General features: G+C 59.2%; 12 protein-coding genes. 7 read left to right on the top strand and 5 right to left on the bottom strand.

Annotated features, from left to right (window positions below; translation table 11 throughout):
- Positions 1-22: 22 nt before the first annotated feature.
- The 5 genes from H8274_RS08305 to H8274_RS08285 form a co-directional block, all read right to left on the bottom strand.
- Positions 23-3250, bottom strand: coding sequence for an AAA family ATPase (locus H8274_RS08305; protein ID WP_185934275.1), 3228 nt, complete (start codon positions 3248-3250; stop codon positions 23-25).
- Positions 3250-4560 carry an exonuclease SbcCD subunit D gene (locus H8274_RS08300; RefSeq protein ID WP_185934274.1) on the bottom strand — a complete coding sequence of 437 codons (1311 nt, stop codon included), beginning with the start codon at positions 4558-4560 and terminating at the stop codon, positions 3250-3252. Before H8274_RS08300 ends, H8274_RS08305 begins: the two co-directional genes overlap by 1 nt.
- Before the next feature lie 199 nt (positions 4561-4759).
- The gene (gene rsgA, locus H8274_RS08295) at positions 4760-5911 is read right to left on the bottom strand and encodes a ribosome small subunit-dependent GTPase A (protein WP_049619981.1); all 1152 of its coding nucleotides are present in this window, start codon (positions 5909-5911) and stop codon (positions 4760-4762) included.
- Complete coding sequence (gene aroA, locus H8274_RS08290; RefSeq protein WP_185934273.1) at positions 5911-7269, bottom strand: 3-phosphoshikimate 1-carboxyvinyltransferase; 1359 nt, start codon at positions 7267-7269, stop codon at positions 5911-5913. The genes rsgA and aroA overlap by 1 nt, the downstream gene beginning before the upstream one ends.
- Complete coding sequence (locus H8274_RS08285; RefSeq protein ID WP_185934272.1) at positions 7269-7877, bottom strand: DoxX family membrane protein; 609 nt, start codon at positions 7875-7877, stop codon at positions 7269-7271. Before H8274_RS08285 ends, aroA begins: the two co-directional genes overlap by 1 nt.
- A 178-nt stretch (positions 7878-8055) precedes the next feature.
- Here H8274_RS08285 and H8274_RS08280 point away from each other — a divergent pair, with 178 nt between their 5' ends.
- The 7 genes from H8274_RS08280 (at position 8056) to H8274_RS08255 (ending at position 14235) form a co-directional block, all read left to right on the top strand.
- Positions 8056-8667: a sigma-70 family RNA polymerase sigma factor gene (locus H8274_RS08280; protein WP_082160123.1), complete on the top strand. Its 612-nt coding sequence runs from the start codon at positions 8056-8058 to the stop codon at positions 8665-8667.
- Positions 8660-8971: a mycothiol system anti-sigma-R factor gene (rsrA, locus tag H8274_RS08275; protein WP_049619985.1), complete on the top strand. Its 312-nt coding sequence runs from the start codon at positions 8660-8662 to the stop codon at positions 8969-8971. Before H8274_RS08280 ends, rsrA begins: the two co-directional genes overlap by 8 nt.
- Before the next feature lie 253 nt (positions 8972-9224).
- Entirely contained in the window at positions 9225-9299 is a 75-nt protein-coding gene (locus tag H8274_RS10040) for a 50S ribosomal protein bL37 (RefSeq protein WP_407706097.1), read from the top strand.
- A gap of 519 nt (positions 9300-9818) precedes the next feature.
- Positions 9819-10592, top strand: coding sequence for an L-threonylcarbamoyladenylate synthase (locus H8274_RS08270; protein WP_074662386.1), 774 nt, complete (start codon positions 9819-9821; stop codon positions 10590-10592).
- 210 nt (positions 10593-10802) lie between these two features.
- Entirely contained in the window at positions 10803-11405 is a 603-nt protein-coding gene (locus tag H8274_RS08265) for a GDSL-type esterase/lipase family protein (protein WP_083330080.1), read from the top strand.
- A gap of 336 nt (positions 11406-11741) precedes the next feature.
- A complete protein-coding gene (locus H8274_RS08260) occupies positions 11742-13208 on the top strand; it encodes a hemolysin family protein (RefSeq protein ID WP_185934271.1) in 1467 nt (488 codons plus the stop codon).
- Positions 13201-14235: a hemolysin family protein gene (locus H8274_RS08255; protein WP_049619989.1), complete on the top strand. Its 1035-nt coding sequence runs from the start codon at positions 13201-13203 to the stop codon at positions 14233-14235. Before H8274_RS08260 ends, H8274_RS08255 begins: the two co-directional genes overlap by 8 nt.
- The last annotated feature ends 47 nt before the right edge of the window (positions 14236-14282 follow it).

Below are 14282 nucleotides of genomic sequence, written 5' to 3'. Positions count from 1 at the left end.
CACATAGCCGTGCCGCAAGCGGTTACGCATATACCTTGAGGGTGGAGCTGCCGTCTTCGCGGGGGAGGACGGTGAGCCGATTTTGGATCATGCTACGCATTTCGGAAACATGGCTCACCACTCCCACGGCCCGGCCACCGTCGGTAAGGTTATTGAGCACAGCCATCACTTGGTCTAGCGCATCTTCCGAAAGTGAGCCGAAGCCTTCGTCGATCAATAGGGTGTCGAGGTGAATCCCGCCGTTTTCGGCACGCACCACATCGGCCAGCCCGAGGGCGAGAGAAATCGAAACATAGAAGGTTTCCCCGCCGGAAAGCGTACGGGTAGACCGCACCACATCCCCGGTAGCCGAATGGTCGATCACTTCTAATCCGAGCCCGGTTTTCACCTGATGGGTGCCGCGCTCTTTTTCGTCGGTCCGCACTAGTTCGTAGCGGCCCAAGGAAATATTTAGTAAGCGCTCGTTGGCTACCGCCACGATCTGCTCGAAACGCCGTTGCACCGCATAAGTTTCCAAAGGAATCCGCGTCAAAGATTCGGTGCCCGCATTCGCAATCCCGGCTAGCCGCAACATGGGGGCCGCATCCTCTCGCGCGCTCAACCATGCGTCGTATTGTGCCTGCGTGCGCGCATACTCCGCACTGCCTTGCTTATGCGTATTGGCGGCAGAAGTCGCTTGGGCACGGGCTTGCCGTAAGGCCGCCTCGGCAGTTTGTGTAGCTTGGCGAATTTCCGCCAAATCCGGTGCTTCCTGGCCGGCTAGTTGCGCGATTTCGGGGCTCGCGAGCGCTTTAGTTACCTCGCTGGTTTCTACCCGATAGTTTTCTAGTTCGGTTTCTAGTTTGGCCAGTTCGGTTTCTTCTAAGGCATGTTCCAAGACTTCTGTACCGCTCGCAAAGGGCGAGGCGGCGAGCTCGGCTGCGAGTTCTGCTTCCCGTTGCTGTGCGGTGTGGGCAGTATCGGCCACAGTTTGCAAAGCCTGATTCCAGGTTTTTTGGGAGTTTCGCACTTGCGTGGTTGCTTCTTGCCGGGCGTGAATACTTTCGTAACCGGCCAGTTGTCCCCCAATTTTTTGGCGCGCCGCGGTAATGCTAAGTTCCCGGTTTGCCATCGCCCCTTGTAGTTGTGAGCTTTGCGCGGCAAGGCTTTGCGTCTCTGTTTGTAGGTCCGCAATGTTTGCTTGTAACGTAGTAATTTTTGTGGCCAGGGTTTGCGCGGTTTGCCGAGCCTGGCGTGCCGTAGCTAAAGCCTCTTTTGCGGCCTGCAAAGTGGCGGCGGCTGTGGCGGGTGTTAGCTCCCCAATTTCTGCTTGTTTTTCGGTGATCCGGGCGCGCGTGTTTTGTTGGGCGGCCTCCGCTTTCGCTAATTCGGCACGGGCCTGGGTGGCTACCTGCGCCGCGGCGTCTGCTTCTGCCCGCGTTGCTCCTTGCGGGCTGGGGCTAGCCGGATGCGGATGTTCTACCGAACCACATACTTGGCAGGGTTCCCCAACCACTAATTGGGTAGCGAGTTCGCCCGCGATCGAATCGCGCCACCGTTGGGAAACTTCCTGGGAATGTTTATCGGCCGCCGCACTGGCCTGCACGCAGTCCGCAAGTTGGGCTTCCTGGTTTTGCAAAAGTTTTGTGAGCTCGGCGGTTTCGGTTGCCAGCTTGTGTTCCCGCATGGCTTTATCAACCCGCGTTGCCAATTCCGGTTCGGCGCTGGCCGCGGTTTCTTGGGCGTGTTTTTCTTCCGTGGTGGCCGCTAGTTCGGTTTCATGTTGCTGTGCTTTAGCTGCCAGGGCGGCGGCCCGGGTTTGCAAGGCTTGCAAGGACTCTTCGTCACGTTTCTGGGCGGCTACAGAATCATGCAGGCTAGCTTCGGTGGCAGCTAATTCGCGCAAATGTCCCGAAAGTTCGTCTAGTTCCCGGAGGCGTTTTTCGCCCGCGGCAAGTGCTTGGGCGCGGTGTGCTAGGGCTTGCTCCGGGTCGTAAAACGGCGGGGTAGGAGCCGGGGTGGGGGCAGCGGCGCTCGGCGCAGTGCCGTTTGTGCTGGTAAGCGCGGCGGTTGCAGGGTTTTCTGGACCGGTAGCCACCGCGGCCGTGTCTGTTTGCGTGGGCGCTGTGCTTGTTTGCGTGGGCGCCGTGTCTGTTTGCGCTAGTGCCGTGGCAAGATCGAATCCGGTGGGGAGTTTGTGTTTGCGAAATTCTTGCTGTGCCGTTTCGAGGTTTTCTTGCCAGGTGCGAGCCGCTCGGGCGGCGGTAGCCAAACGGTTGGCTTTGCGTGCCTGCGTGATCTGCTCGCTCAGTTTTGCCATGCGCGGGGAGGCGGCGGCAAATTCTGCTTTCCGGGTGAGTAGTTTTTCGCGCCGGCCTAAAAGTTCGGCGAGGGTTTCTGCCTCTCTTTGTTTTGCCGTGGCGGCGGCCGCAACTTGTTCTGCCTGGGTGGCGGCTTGTGCGGTAGCATCCGCAGTTTCCTGCGCACTCTTGGTATAGGTTTCGAGTTCTGCCAGAACCGTTTTAGCTTCTTCGGGGAGTACGACGCCGGTAGCGGTTTCGCTTAGTTCTTGCCGGGCCGTAGTTTCCACGCCCAGCGCGGTGGCGGTATTTGAAGCTGCCCGCGCGAATCCTTGTTGGGCTTGGGCTACCCGTTTTTGGCTTTCTCGCGCATTTTCTCGCAACCAGTCTGCGATTTGCCCAAAGCTCGACATGTCGAAAATTTTGGACAGGAGCGCGGTACGAGAAGCTGAATCCAGGCGTAAGAAATCCGCAAATTTGCCTTGTGGTAACACCATGGTTTGCACGAATTGGTCGCGGTTGAGGCCGATCAACCGGGTGATTTCAATTCCGGTTTCCCGGGCGCGCGTGGCCAAAACTTGTGCGGATTCAAGTTCGTTTAGGTCGAGTGCGGTTTCGGATAGTCGCCAGAGTTTGGCAGTGGCAGCCGTGGGCGTCTTATTGCCTTCTTTTAAGAATTGCGGGGTGCGGCGCACCCGGTAGGTTCCTGATTCGAGACTGAACACCAGATCCACGTAGGATTCCACGTTGTTGCCCACGTGGTGCGAGCGCAGCCGCTCATTAGTGGATTCTGCCCCGCCGGCTACGCTTCCGTACAGGGCGAAAACGATGGCATCAATAATCGTCGATTTACCTGAACCGGTAGGTCCTTCCAGTAAGAACAGCCCAGACTGGCCGAGGGCATCAAAATCGATGAGCTCTGTGCCCGAAAAGGGACCGATTGCCTGTAACTCTAGTCTGCGTAGTTGCATTATTCGGCCTTCTTTCGGGTAGCTTCCACGGCTTGGCGGAGAATTTTTTGTTCCGCATTATTGAGTTCGCGGCCCCCGGAACTAACCATAAATTCTTCGAGAACTTTCAGGGGGTCTTCCCGCTTCACGTCCGTGTTCACCGGTACTGCTGCGGTTTCTTGGCGCCGGTGTTGTACTTCCAGGGCGTGCGGGAACGCCTGCAAAATCCGGGCATTCATTTCTGCCGGGCGGGAAGCATCGGTCACTTCGATGCGCGCGAATTTATCCCGATCCGCCCGGTAAGCATCGCCCAAAATGTTTTCAAAACTATCCTGAATCGTCACGATCGGCCGCCACACCGGCGCCGGAATCAGCTCGACTTCCAAATGCGGGCGGCGCCCGCCGCGCACCACATTCGCATCCGCATCAGTATCCGTATCAGTATCCGCAGCAGCATCCGCCGCAGCATTTGTATCGGGCCAGGTGAAGGTCAACAAAACTGAGCTTTTTGGTGCGCTTTCGGAGAATGAAAAAGCAATGGGTGAACCCGAATAACGCATGGGCGGAACCGGCTGATTTTTGGCTACCTGTTGGGGCGAGTGCAAATGGCCAAGTGCCACATAATCCACGGGCCCGGGGCCTTCCGTGGCTCCCAAAGTGAAAAGCGCGGCCGGAATCTCGCCAACCCCGCCCACCGAAATATCACGCTCGGAATCAGAAGGAGAAGCGCCGGTCACAAACTCGTGGGCCATCACAATTCGCGCCGGTGCAGCACTTTGCTGTTCTTCGCGTGCGATGCTGCGCCGCACGAGTTCCAAAGCGGCTCGCATTACTGCTTCATGCGAACGCGGCAGCGGTTCGGGAGTTTCGTTTTCCGCATCGGCGCGGGATTCTGCTTCCGGACGGACGTAGGCAAGGCGGTGCCGTTCGACGTCGGGATCAAGATAGGGGATCGGATAAACCAGGGCACATTCGTTCCCGGAACGTACCTCCACCGGTTCGCCGGCTTGCCGCGGATCGGTGCGAATATGTAGGCCCGGCCGCAATAGCTCGGCCGTAAAACCGAGCCGCTGCGCCGAATCATGGTTCCCGGAAATCAAGATGACGCACGTGTGCTCCGCAAGCTGGGCGAGCGTGCGGGAAAGCAAGTTCACCATGGTGACGGGAGGAACCGCGCGATCATAAACATCCCCGGAAATGAGCACCGCGTCAATATCGCGTTCGCGCACCAGACTTATCACGTGCTGCGCCCACAGCTCGAAAGCCGGGGTGAGATCAGCCCGGTGTAACGTGCGCCCCAAATGCCAATCGGAGGTGTGCAAGATCTTCATACTTTTAGAGTAACCGCCACCTCCGACACAATTGCCCCGCCCCGGCGCGGCGGCCCCGCTGCGCCACCCCGCCCCGGTTCCTTTGCGTTGCCTCGGCACAGCTTCCCGTGGTTGCCGAGCTTGACCTCCCATTACCCGGCAAACACACCGGTTACCCGGCAACCACACCGGGCTTGCAGCTGTGTTTGTGCAGGTCACACTACTGTTCCCACTCGGGTTTGGGAACTTGGGCGAGCAGCCGCCGGAAAGATTCCACGCGTTTGGCAGCCAATTTACTGGTGCTCTTAAAAGCATCGAGGCCGCAGTCGGGTTCGGTAGGGGCGTGTGTGCAGCCGCGCAAACACTGCAGGGTTGCTTCCTCCAAATCTGGATAGCCGTGCAAAAGCCCTTCCGCGGAAACATGCGCGAGCCCAAAACTACGCACTCCGGGCGTATCAATCAGCCGCCCGCCTTCCGGTAAAGCGAAGGAAACCGCGCTTACCGAAGTGTGCCGGCCCTTCCCGGTCACCTCGTTCACGCTCCCAATTTCGCGGTTTGCTTCCGGCACTAGCGCATTGAGCAGGGTAGATTTACCCACCCCGGAGTGGCCCACCAATACCGTGTTATGCCCGCGCAGTTCCGCGCGCAATTCTTCCAAACCGCGCCCGCTCGCCAGATCCGTGGTAGCGCTGGCTTCGGTGCCCGTGATCGTGCCGGTTTGCGCAGTGTTTTCCGTGGTTACTGCCGTTTCTGTGCCCTCGCTTTCGCCGGAAGCTGGCGCGCTTGTACCTGGCTGGTCGGAAACCGTTTGTGCATGCACATCTGGTAGCGCGGTTACGAAAACTTGCAGACCGAGTGCCTCATACACGGATTCCACGTGTTTCGGGGAAGCTAGGTCTGCCTTGGTTAGCACCAAAAGCGGTTCCATACCGGCGCAGGCGGCGGCTACCAAACACCGGTCAATCATTCCGAAACGCGGCTCGGGCATTGCTAAGGCCACGACGATGGCCATGCGGTCCGCATTGGCCACAATCGTCCGTTCCCGCCCGCCGCCTTCTTCGGTGGACCGGGTTAGTTCGCTCGTGCGCGGTTCGATTACCACGATGCGTGCCAGCGAACCGGGCCGCCCGGAAAGATCCCCGGTGAGGCGCACGCGATCGCCCACCACCACGGCGCCGCGGCCCAGCTCCCGCGCTTTTACCGCGGTCACTTCCGTGCCTTCATCCAGCAAGACGCCGTAGCGGCCCCGATCCACCGCGGTCACCTGGCCGAGCGGGCGGTCAGAATAGTCGGGCCGGATTTTCGTGCGCGGGCGGGAAGGCCTGCCGGGGCGTACCCGCACGCGCGGATCATCAGTGCCAATATCGCGCACTAAGCCTCGCCCCTCACGAGCGTTTCCCACATTTGCGGGAAGTCCGGCATAGTTTTCGCGGTAGTTTCTACATCTTCGACGACGACGCCTTCCACGCCCAGCCCAATAATGGCCGCAAAAGTCGCCATCCGATGGTCGGCATAGGTCTGCAGCTGGGCAGCGTGCATGGGCGCCGGAGAAATCAGAATATCGTCCCCGGAAATACTGGCCGTACACCCGAGCCGGTTCAGCTCCGTGGTAATTGCTGCCAGGCGGTCCGTTTCGTGGCCGCGCAACTGGCCAATATTGCGCAGGCGGGAAGGCCCGGTAGCAAAAGCGGCCACGGCAGAAATCGTCGGCGTAAGCTCACCGACGTCGTGCAAATCGGCGTCGAGCGGCAAAATCTCGGTAGGGCCATGCAAAGTAAGCACCTCGCCGCTACGTTCCACCCTGCCACCCATACGCGAAAAGATATCGGCAATCTGGGCACCCGGTTGAGTAGTGCGGGCCGGCCAGCGGGGGATCGAAACGCTCCCCCCACTCACCATGGCAGCGGCCAAGAAAGGCGCCGCATTTGAAAGATCCGGCTCTACCGTCACCTCACCCAGGTGCAAGGTGCCCGGTTCTACTACCCAGCGGCTTGCCGGGCTACTATCGCGTGCGGCCAGCCCTACCGGCACTTCCGTACCGTCCGCGGCATATCCGCGTACCTTGGCACCGGCGTCGAGCAAAGCCTGGCAAGTCATATTCAGATGCGGGGTGGAAGGCGGCGTCGCACCCGTAGAACGCAGATTCAAACCCTTTTCAAAACGCGGTGCGGCCAGCAAAAGCGCGGAAATGAACTGCGAGGAAGCACCCGAATCAATGCTCAGCTCCCCGCCCGCAACGCTACCTTCGCTATGCACCGTGAGCGGCAAAACGGCCTGGCCGTGGGCATTCGTGGCCGCTTCAATCCGCACTCCAAGTTCCCGCAAGCCCTGCACTACCGGGTCCATGGGGCGTACGCGGGCGCCGGCGTCGCCATCCAGGTGGACGACGCCGGAGGTCAGCGCCGCTACCGGCGGGATGAACCGCATTACCGTACCGGCCAAACCCGCATCAATCGTGGCGCCGCGGTGAGGTGTGCCCGAAATGGTGATCACGTCTTCCGCTTCGGTTTCACCGCGCTGCCAATCTACGGTGACCCCGAGTTCGCGTAAAGCCTGGGCCATAAGGTCGGAATCACGGGCCCGCAAGGGAGCCTTAATAACTGAAGGCTCCGGGCCAGTACTCAGAGCGGCGAGGATAAAATACCTGGCCATCAAGGATTTTGAAGCCGGAACATCAACCGTGCCACTAATTGGCGTGGGATGGTACGGAGCGGTCCACAGTGTTGCCATTAAGCTTTCTTAGCCTCCTGAATATGCCTGCGGGCATCTTCTTTCATTTGTTGTTTTACTTGGGAAATCTCGGCACGGTGTTCGCGCCACCGCGCATAACGATAGCCGAGCGAAGGTTGGCCCTTGCGGTCAATTGCCGCCAAGAGGGCTCCGCCCATAAGGCCCAGATTCGCAAAAAACTCTTTGCGTGGAGTTTCCGGCGCTAGCACCGCGGTGCCGCCACTGGCGGGGCCGCTCGTGGTTGCCGAGCCGGAAGTTTGTGCCGGGGTAGTAGCGGCGGCTGGATCAGTGCCGGGCGTGGCCACCTCGTAAGCAGCCGCGAAGGAACTGATGGTTACCGGGATCTGCGTAGCTGTCAAAAGCGCCCCGGAAAGCCGCTGGTGTTTACCCACCGCAAGCAACCCGCCGCCCACCGCCCGGGTAATACCCAAGACGCGTACAGCTAGGTCACGATGCGAACCTTGCACCTCAACACCCAGCGTAGCCGCAATATTCTCACAACGTGTAACTTGTTCACGATACTGCTGCGGGTTCAGTGCCGCCCGCACACCGTCATAAATGTACGGGGCCGCCAGCAGCGGACGCGCAATTACTCTGAAAATACCCATGCCTCATTTCTACCTTAAAAGCGCCCCGAGAGGTGATGAAGATCGCTAGTCGGAAGAAGTAGAGCGGAAGAAGCGTTCCAAAGTTGACGGATGCGGAACGCCCACCAGAAAATGCGCGGCCCGAAAATGCGCGGGGTTTCCGCTAATACCGGTAGAGAGCAGGCTAGGCTAGAGGATGATGAGCCAAGAACTTGTACGTAGCGCCCCGGAGGAAACCGCTCAGCAGCGTGCTGCGCGGTTCGAGCGGGACGCCCTGCCCTTTATTGACCAGCTGTACGGGGCCGCGATGCGGCTTACCCGTAATCCAGCGGACGCGGAGGATCTGGTGCAGGATACTTACGCGAAAGCTTTTGCGGCTTTCCACCAGTACAAACCGGGCACGAACCTAAAAGCCTGGTTGTACCGGATCCTCAATAACACCTTCATTTCTAACTATCGGAAACAGAAGCGCCAGCCGCAGCAGACCGATGCTTCGGATATTGAGGATTGGCAAGAATACCGCGCCCAATCTCACGATTCGCGCGGTATGCGTTCAGCCGAAGCGGAAGCCTTAGATAACCTCCCGCCCGCGGAGGTACGCGAGGCTATGTCACAACTTTCGGAAGAGCGCCGCATGGCCGTATACCTCGCCGATATTGAAGGTTTTTCCTACCAGGAAATCGCTGAGATTATGGGTACTCCGATCGGTACCGTCATGTCACGTTTACATCGCGGGCGCAAACAGTTGCGCGAACTCCTTGCCGATTATGCGCGCGAGTTGGGATACGGAAGGAAAGACGAGAGTGAGTAGCGGAGAAATTTGGGCGCGCTGGGAAGTGCAGGCCCGAGACGTGGCCGCCACCAGTGCCGCCGAAGATTGCACTTGCGAAGAGCTGGTGGACCACCTGTTTGAATACCTCGACCATCAGGTACCGCGAGAGCAAGAAGAACGCTTGGATCGGCATATCGCCGGTTGCGAGGACTGCCAAGACCGCGCCCAAGCCGAAAACCACGTGCGCCAGGTACTCAAAAAATCCTGTGCCACTGCTGCTCCCGCTACTTTGCGCACGCGCATCACCCAGCAGATTTCCATTTTCCGCCGCATGACGCACTAGTACATGACGCACTAGTAGCGGCCGGTCCTTTCACGAGCGGGAGATTAGCGGTGGAGCCCGGCGGCGCAAGAATAACTGTGGAGCCCGGTGGGCGCCTAAATGACTTGTAGCCGGTCTTTTCGTGGGCGGGAGATTCCTTACAGCCGCGCTTTGTGGGTGACTGAAGCCCGCTCAGTTGCTACACTAATCCGGTGCATATGCGGCGAATCTGCCGCTTGGGCCATAACAAAAGTTTTAGTAGGGGGAGAAGCCGATGTCGAAGCGCGGTCGTATGCGCCGGGCTCGCCGCAAGAAGAAGGCGAACCACGGCAAGCGCCCGAATACCTAAAAAGGTGCGGGTAGCAATAAAGCTATAAATATTAGGAAGGGCGAAGGCTCGGGAAACCGGCCTCGCCCTTTTTGTTCCCTGCTGTCTTCGGGGCCTGCCGCCTTTGTTCTCTGCTGTCTTTGGGGCCTACCGCCTTTGTTCTCTGCTGTCTTTGGGGCCTGCCGCCTTTGTTCCCTACCGCCGAAGTCTCGGCATATAGGCATATTGGCCATTTCGTGTTGGTTTTGCCTGAGGTTTTTGTTGTTATTGCGGGCGAAAATGCGTTTTGAAGTCGATCTAGCTTGGGCCTTGGTTGGCCATTTCGTGTTGGTTTCAGCATGTGGAAATTCGTGGTTAGGCTGCCCTAACTTCACTACCATGAGCGGTGCGTGCGGGTGGGTGGCTCCGAAAAAAAACAGAGCCAGCCCGCGGTGAGCGTAACGGGCGCGGCCTGCGCGCAAAGCGGCTAGCCGTGAATGCGGCTAGCCGTATTTGGAAAAGCCTGCCGCTCATATTCACAAATTGGAGAAAGAAGGACACGTGGGAAAACAGGTGCATTGGGATGGCCAGCTCAATGAGGAAGCAATAGCGCTGTACCGCGAAGGTGGGAAGATTACTGTTATCCCCACGAAGGTGGGTTACATTATTGGCACGGTGGATCGTACCGGTTTGGAACGGAAATTCCGGGTCAAGCATCGCGCGCTCAATAAGCCTGCGGTGGTGCTGGTGGGCTCCATGGAGGAGTTGCGTGAACTGGCCCAGCTAACCCCCGAAATTGAAGGTTTTTACCAGGAATGCTGGGACCGCGATATTTTGATGGGCTGCATCCTGCCCTGGCGCCCGGAAGCAGAAAAGTACATTCCGGAAGGTGCCAAGCATCTGGTGCAGGACGGCTTGGGTACTTCGTGCTTCGTCCTCAAATTCGGGGTGCCGGGTGAACAAATTGCCGCGAAACTGTGGGAGGAGGATAAGACGATCCTCTTCGCCTCTTCCGCAAACCCCTCCGGTAAGGGCAACCGTGGCCTGGTAGAGGGCATCGGTGAAGAAATTGCCACGGAAGCTGATCTGATTATTGCGGCAGATGAATACCCGCGTTCGATCCAGCCCACAGCCACGGAAGAAAGCCGCTGGGGGCAAGGCATTATGGTTTCCATGGTGGATCGGGAAGGCAAACTCATTCCCGAACAACACGGAAAGCGCAATGTGGAACCGTGCCCAACCTTTATTCGCAAGGGAATCTACAATGAAGAAGTATTGGAGATCCTGGTGCGGCGCTTCAATTCCTGGAACTTCCGGCAGGGCGCTTACTACTAAAGATGCTAGGCGCACCGCGGGCGCGCTAGCGAGAGTGCCGCGGGCGCGCCAGCGAGAGTGCCACGGGCGCGCTAGCGAGAGTGCCGCGGGCGCGCCAGCGAGAGTGCCACGGGCGCGCTAGCGAGAGTGCCGCGGGCGCGCTAGCGAGAGTACCGAAGCCGCCGAGTGCTCCACAGGCTGTAGGCTTAGTGGATGAATGAAGGAGGTTTCGTGAAAAACGTCCGGGTAATTTTCGTCGGCGATGAACTCGTGGCGGGATACGGTGATGCCCGCGCGCTGGGATGGACGGGCCGCGTAATGGCCCGCACCCTCACGGACCCGCCGCTAATGAGTTTTAACCTTGCCGTGCCGGGAGAAACCACGGCGGAACTAGCGCAAAGGTGGGAAGAGGAAGTAGAGCGCCGCCTGGACCCGGAAGTCGAATGCCGGCTCGTGATCGGGTTGGGCTCCCACGATGTGGAAGCCAGCAGTTCCCTGGCCCGCACTCGCCTCCATCTGGCCAACTTATTGGATTCGGCAGCACGGTTGCGGCTCGAGCCGTTCGTCGTCGGCCCGCCTCCGCGCCCGGGCGTGCGCCCCTGGGCTCTCGAAGAACTTTCGGATGCCTACGCAGATGTGACCACCCGCCGCGGTTTTCGCTACGTGGATACTTTCCATCCGCTGGAAAATCATGAACAGTGGAACACAGATATGGAACTTTCAGGCGGCTACACCCCACGGCAAGCCGGTTACGGACTCATGGCCTGGCTGGTCTTGCACAATGGCTGGCATACCTGGTTGGGCGTGCGGTCCGCCAACTCCACCGAGCAGTAGGCCACACTAAGCACGCCGACCACACCAAGCACGCCGACCACACCAAGCACGCCGACCGCGCCAAGCACGCTGACCGCGCCAGGCACGCCGAGCACACGCCGCGCAATAAGCCGCGCCGATCCCGCAGATTGCGCCGACATCCCCACTTCAAAACGGCATCCGGAAAGCGCGGCTCACACCCGGGCCCGTATATTCACCGGGTTTGTATAGCCCCTCGCGTTCCGAAAGCGCGGCTCACACCCGGGCCCGTATGTTATGGACTACACGCGCGGGAGCGGGGCGATTCCGCTTAGACTATTTCCATCATGAAAGAGGGCCATTTACGGCTGGTGAGCCGTGACTAATATTTTATTGTTGTTGATTGGCCTCTTGCTGACAGTGGGGACTGGTGTTTTTGTGGCGGCCGAGTTTTCGATGGTCGCGCTAGATCCGGCTGCGGTAGAGGCACAAGCCAAGGATGACCCGAAGGCACGTCGCGTTGCCAAACGTTTGAAGCATCTTTCGCTTTATCTTTCCGCCTGCCAGGTAGGTATTACTCTCACCACGATTCTGTTGGGCTATGTGGCACAAGCCCCGCTAACCGAAATTTTCGCGCAGTGGCTAGGGCATACAGGCCTGGCACAAACCGCGGCGCTCGCAATCGCGGCGGCCGGGGCCTTTATTATCGTCAACCTGTTCTCCATGCTTTTCGGGGAACTCGTGCCAAAAAACATGGCGTTGGCAAATTCTTTGCACACGGCCGAACTTGTTTCCAAACCCCTGCACTGGTTCACGGTGCTTTTCAAGCCGATCATTATCGCGTTCAATAACGCTGCCAACTGGCTCTTGCGCAAATTCGGTATCGAGCCCGCCGAAGAAGCATCTTCTGCCCGGTCTGCTACCGAGCTGGGAGCTTTGGTGCGGCAAAGCGCGGCTGCCGGAACTTTGGAGCCATCCACCGCGGAACTTCTCACTGCCTCGATTGGCGTGGGCCGGCTCACCGCCGTCGACATTATGACCGATCGCGGGCGCGTGCACTACATCCCAGATACCGCGAGCGCGGCAGATGTGGTGGCTTTGGCCGCACAGACCGGTTTTTCGCGTTTCCCGGTAACCGGGGAGAAGGGGCTGGATGATATTCGCGGGCTCGTGCATTTGCGCCGGGCCGTGGCGGTTCCTTATGAGCGCCGGGCCGAAGTAGCGGTTACGAGCAGTTCGCTCATGTCAGAAGCTCCGGTGGTGCCGGAAACGATGGATCTTTCTAATTTGCTCCTGGAGTTGCGGGATACCGGTTTGCAAATGGCCATCGTTGTGGATGAGTACGGGGGTACTTCCGGAATCGTTTCCCTAGAGGATGCGGTGGAGGAGATCGTGGGCGAAATTGCTGATGAGCATGATCCGGATTTGGAACCGGGCCATCGCACCGGTTCGGGTACGTGGGTGGTTTCCGGGCTTGTGCGTCCCGATGAGTTACTGAAGGCGGCCGGTGTGGCCCTCCCGGAAGATGGACCGTATGAAACTCTGGGTGGGTTGATTATGACGAAACTGGGGCGCCTGCCCGCGGTTGGCGATCAGGTGCGAGTCGATCGGGTTACCTTGACGGTGCTTTCGCTGGATGGGCGCCGGGTGGAGGAAGTAGAGGTGCGTGCCGACGACGCCGAAACTTCCGGCTCCGCGGCAGATGGCTCTGCGGCGGCGGGTTCTGCACCGGCTGGCTCTGCGCAGGTTGGCGCGGGGTCTGCGGGCTCTGGGGCTGCCAATTCTGGAACCGGCTCCGCGGCGGCCCGCCCGGCCACTGCAGCCGAGGAGGGCAGCGATGAATAATTGGCTGGCGTTAAGCCTTACGGTGCTGCTGCTTTTGGGCAATGCCTATTTTGTGAGCGCGGAATTTGCGCTCACCGGTTCGCGGGCTTCCCGCTTGGAACCTTTGGCAGCCACGAATAAGCGGGCACAAAAAGTTTTGGCGGCGATCCGCAATCTCAACGAAATGTTGGCGGCCTGCCAGTTGGGCGTAACCATTTGCTCGGTAGCCTTGGGGGCTTTGGCCGAGCCGGCGATTGCGCGTTTGTTGGCTATTCCCCTGGAAGCGATAGGTGTGGGCCCGGCTGTGGTGCACACGGTTTCCTTCATAGTGGCCTTGCTGTTGGTGACGGCTTTGCACGTGATTATTGGCGAGATGGTGCCGAAGAATGTGGCGGTCACGCATCCGGAGAAAAGCGCGCTCCTGCTCGTGCCTTCGCTCCTGGTTTTCGATAAAATCTTCCGCCCGGTCACGGCCTCTTTGAACTGGATTTCCTTGCATATTGTTTCTTGGCTGGGAATGAAACCGCGCCACGAAGTAGTCTCTGCTTTTACAGCCGAAGAAGTGGCCTCCATTGTGGAAGTTTCGGAACGGGCCGGGGTGTTGCAAGATCCACAAGGCCTGATCTCCGGGTCCCTGGAATTCTCGGAACGAAGCGTGGGGGAGACGATGGTGCCGCTGTCCGGCGTCGTGAGCGTACCGGCCCACGTAACCCCGGAACAGATCGAGCGGCACGTAGCAGAAACCGGGTTTTCGCGGTTTGTGGTGCGAGACCGCAACCACGTGCTCGGATACGTGCATGTGAAAGACGTGATAGCGGTACGTCCACAACAACGGCGGCTGCCCATACCGATGTCGCTGGTGCGGCACATGGAAACTCTGCGCGCGGAAGACGAAGTGGAAGATGCTTTGCGCATAATGCAAGGCACCGGCACCCATATGGCGCTCGTGGAAAAGAACCCGGGCGAACTGGGCGGCATTATTTTCTTGGAAGATGTGATCGAGGAACTCGTGGGGAATGTGCGCGACGCGATGCAACGCGAACGCTAATTAGATTCGCAGGATCTTGCTTACCAAATGGGGTTGCGATAGGCGGT

It is taken from the genome of Actinobaculum suis, assembly GCF_900618115.1.
Lineage (GTDB): Bacteria > Actinomycetota > Actinomycetes > Actinomycetales > Actinomycetaceae > Actinobaculum > Actinobaculum suis.
This window is presented reverse-complemented; position numbering and strand designations above follow the sequence as displayed.

Coding starts and splice junctions, on each gene's coding strand:
- H8274_RS08305 (WP_185934275.1), bottom strand. CDS start 3,250: ATGCAACTACGCAGACTAGAGTTACAGGCAATCGGTCCCTTTTCGGGC.
- H8274_RS08300 (WP_185934274.1), bottom strand. CDS start 4,560: ATGAAGATCTTGCACACCTCCGATTGGCATTTGGGGCGCACGTTACAC.
- H8274_RS08285 (WP_185934272.1), bottom strand. CDS start 7,877: ATGGGTATTTTCAGAGTAATTGCGCGTCCGCTGCTGGCGGCCCCGTAC.
- H8274_RS08280 (WP_082160123.1), top strand. CDS start 8,056: ATGAGCCAAGAACTTGTACGTAGCGCCCCGGAGGAAACCGCTCAGCAG.
- H8274_RS08255 (WP_049619989.1), top strand. CDS start 13,201: ATGAATAATTGGCTGGCGTTAAGCCTTACGGTGCTGCTGCTTTTGGGC.
- aroA (WP_185934273.1), bottom strand. CDS start 7,269: ATGGCAACACTGTGGACCGCTCCGTACCATCCCACGCCAATTAGTGGC.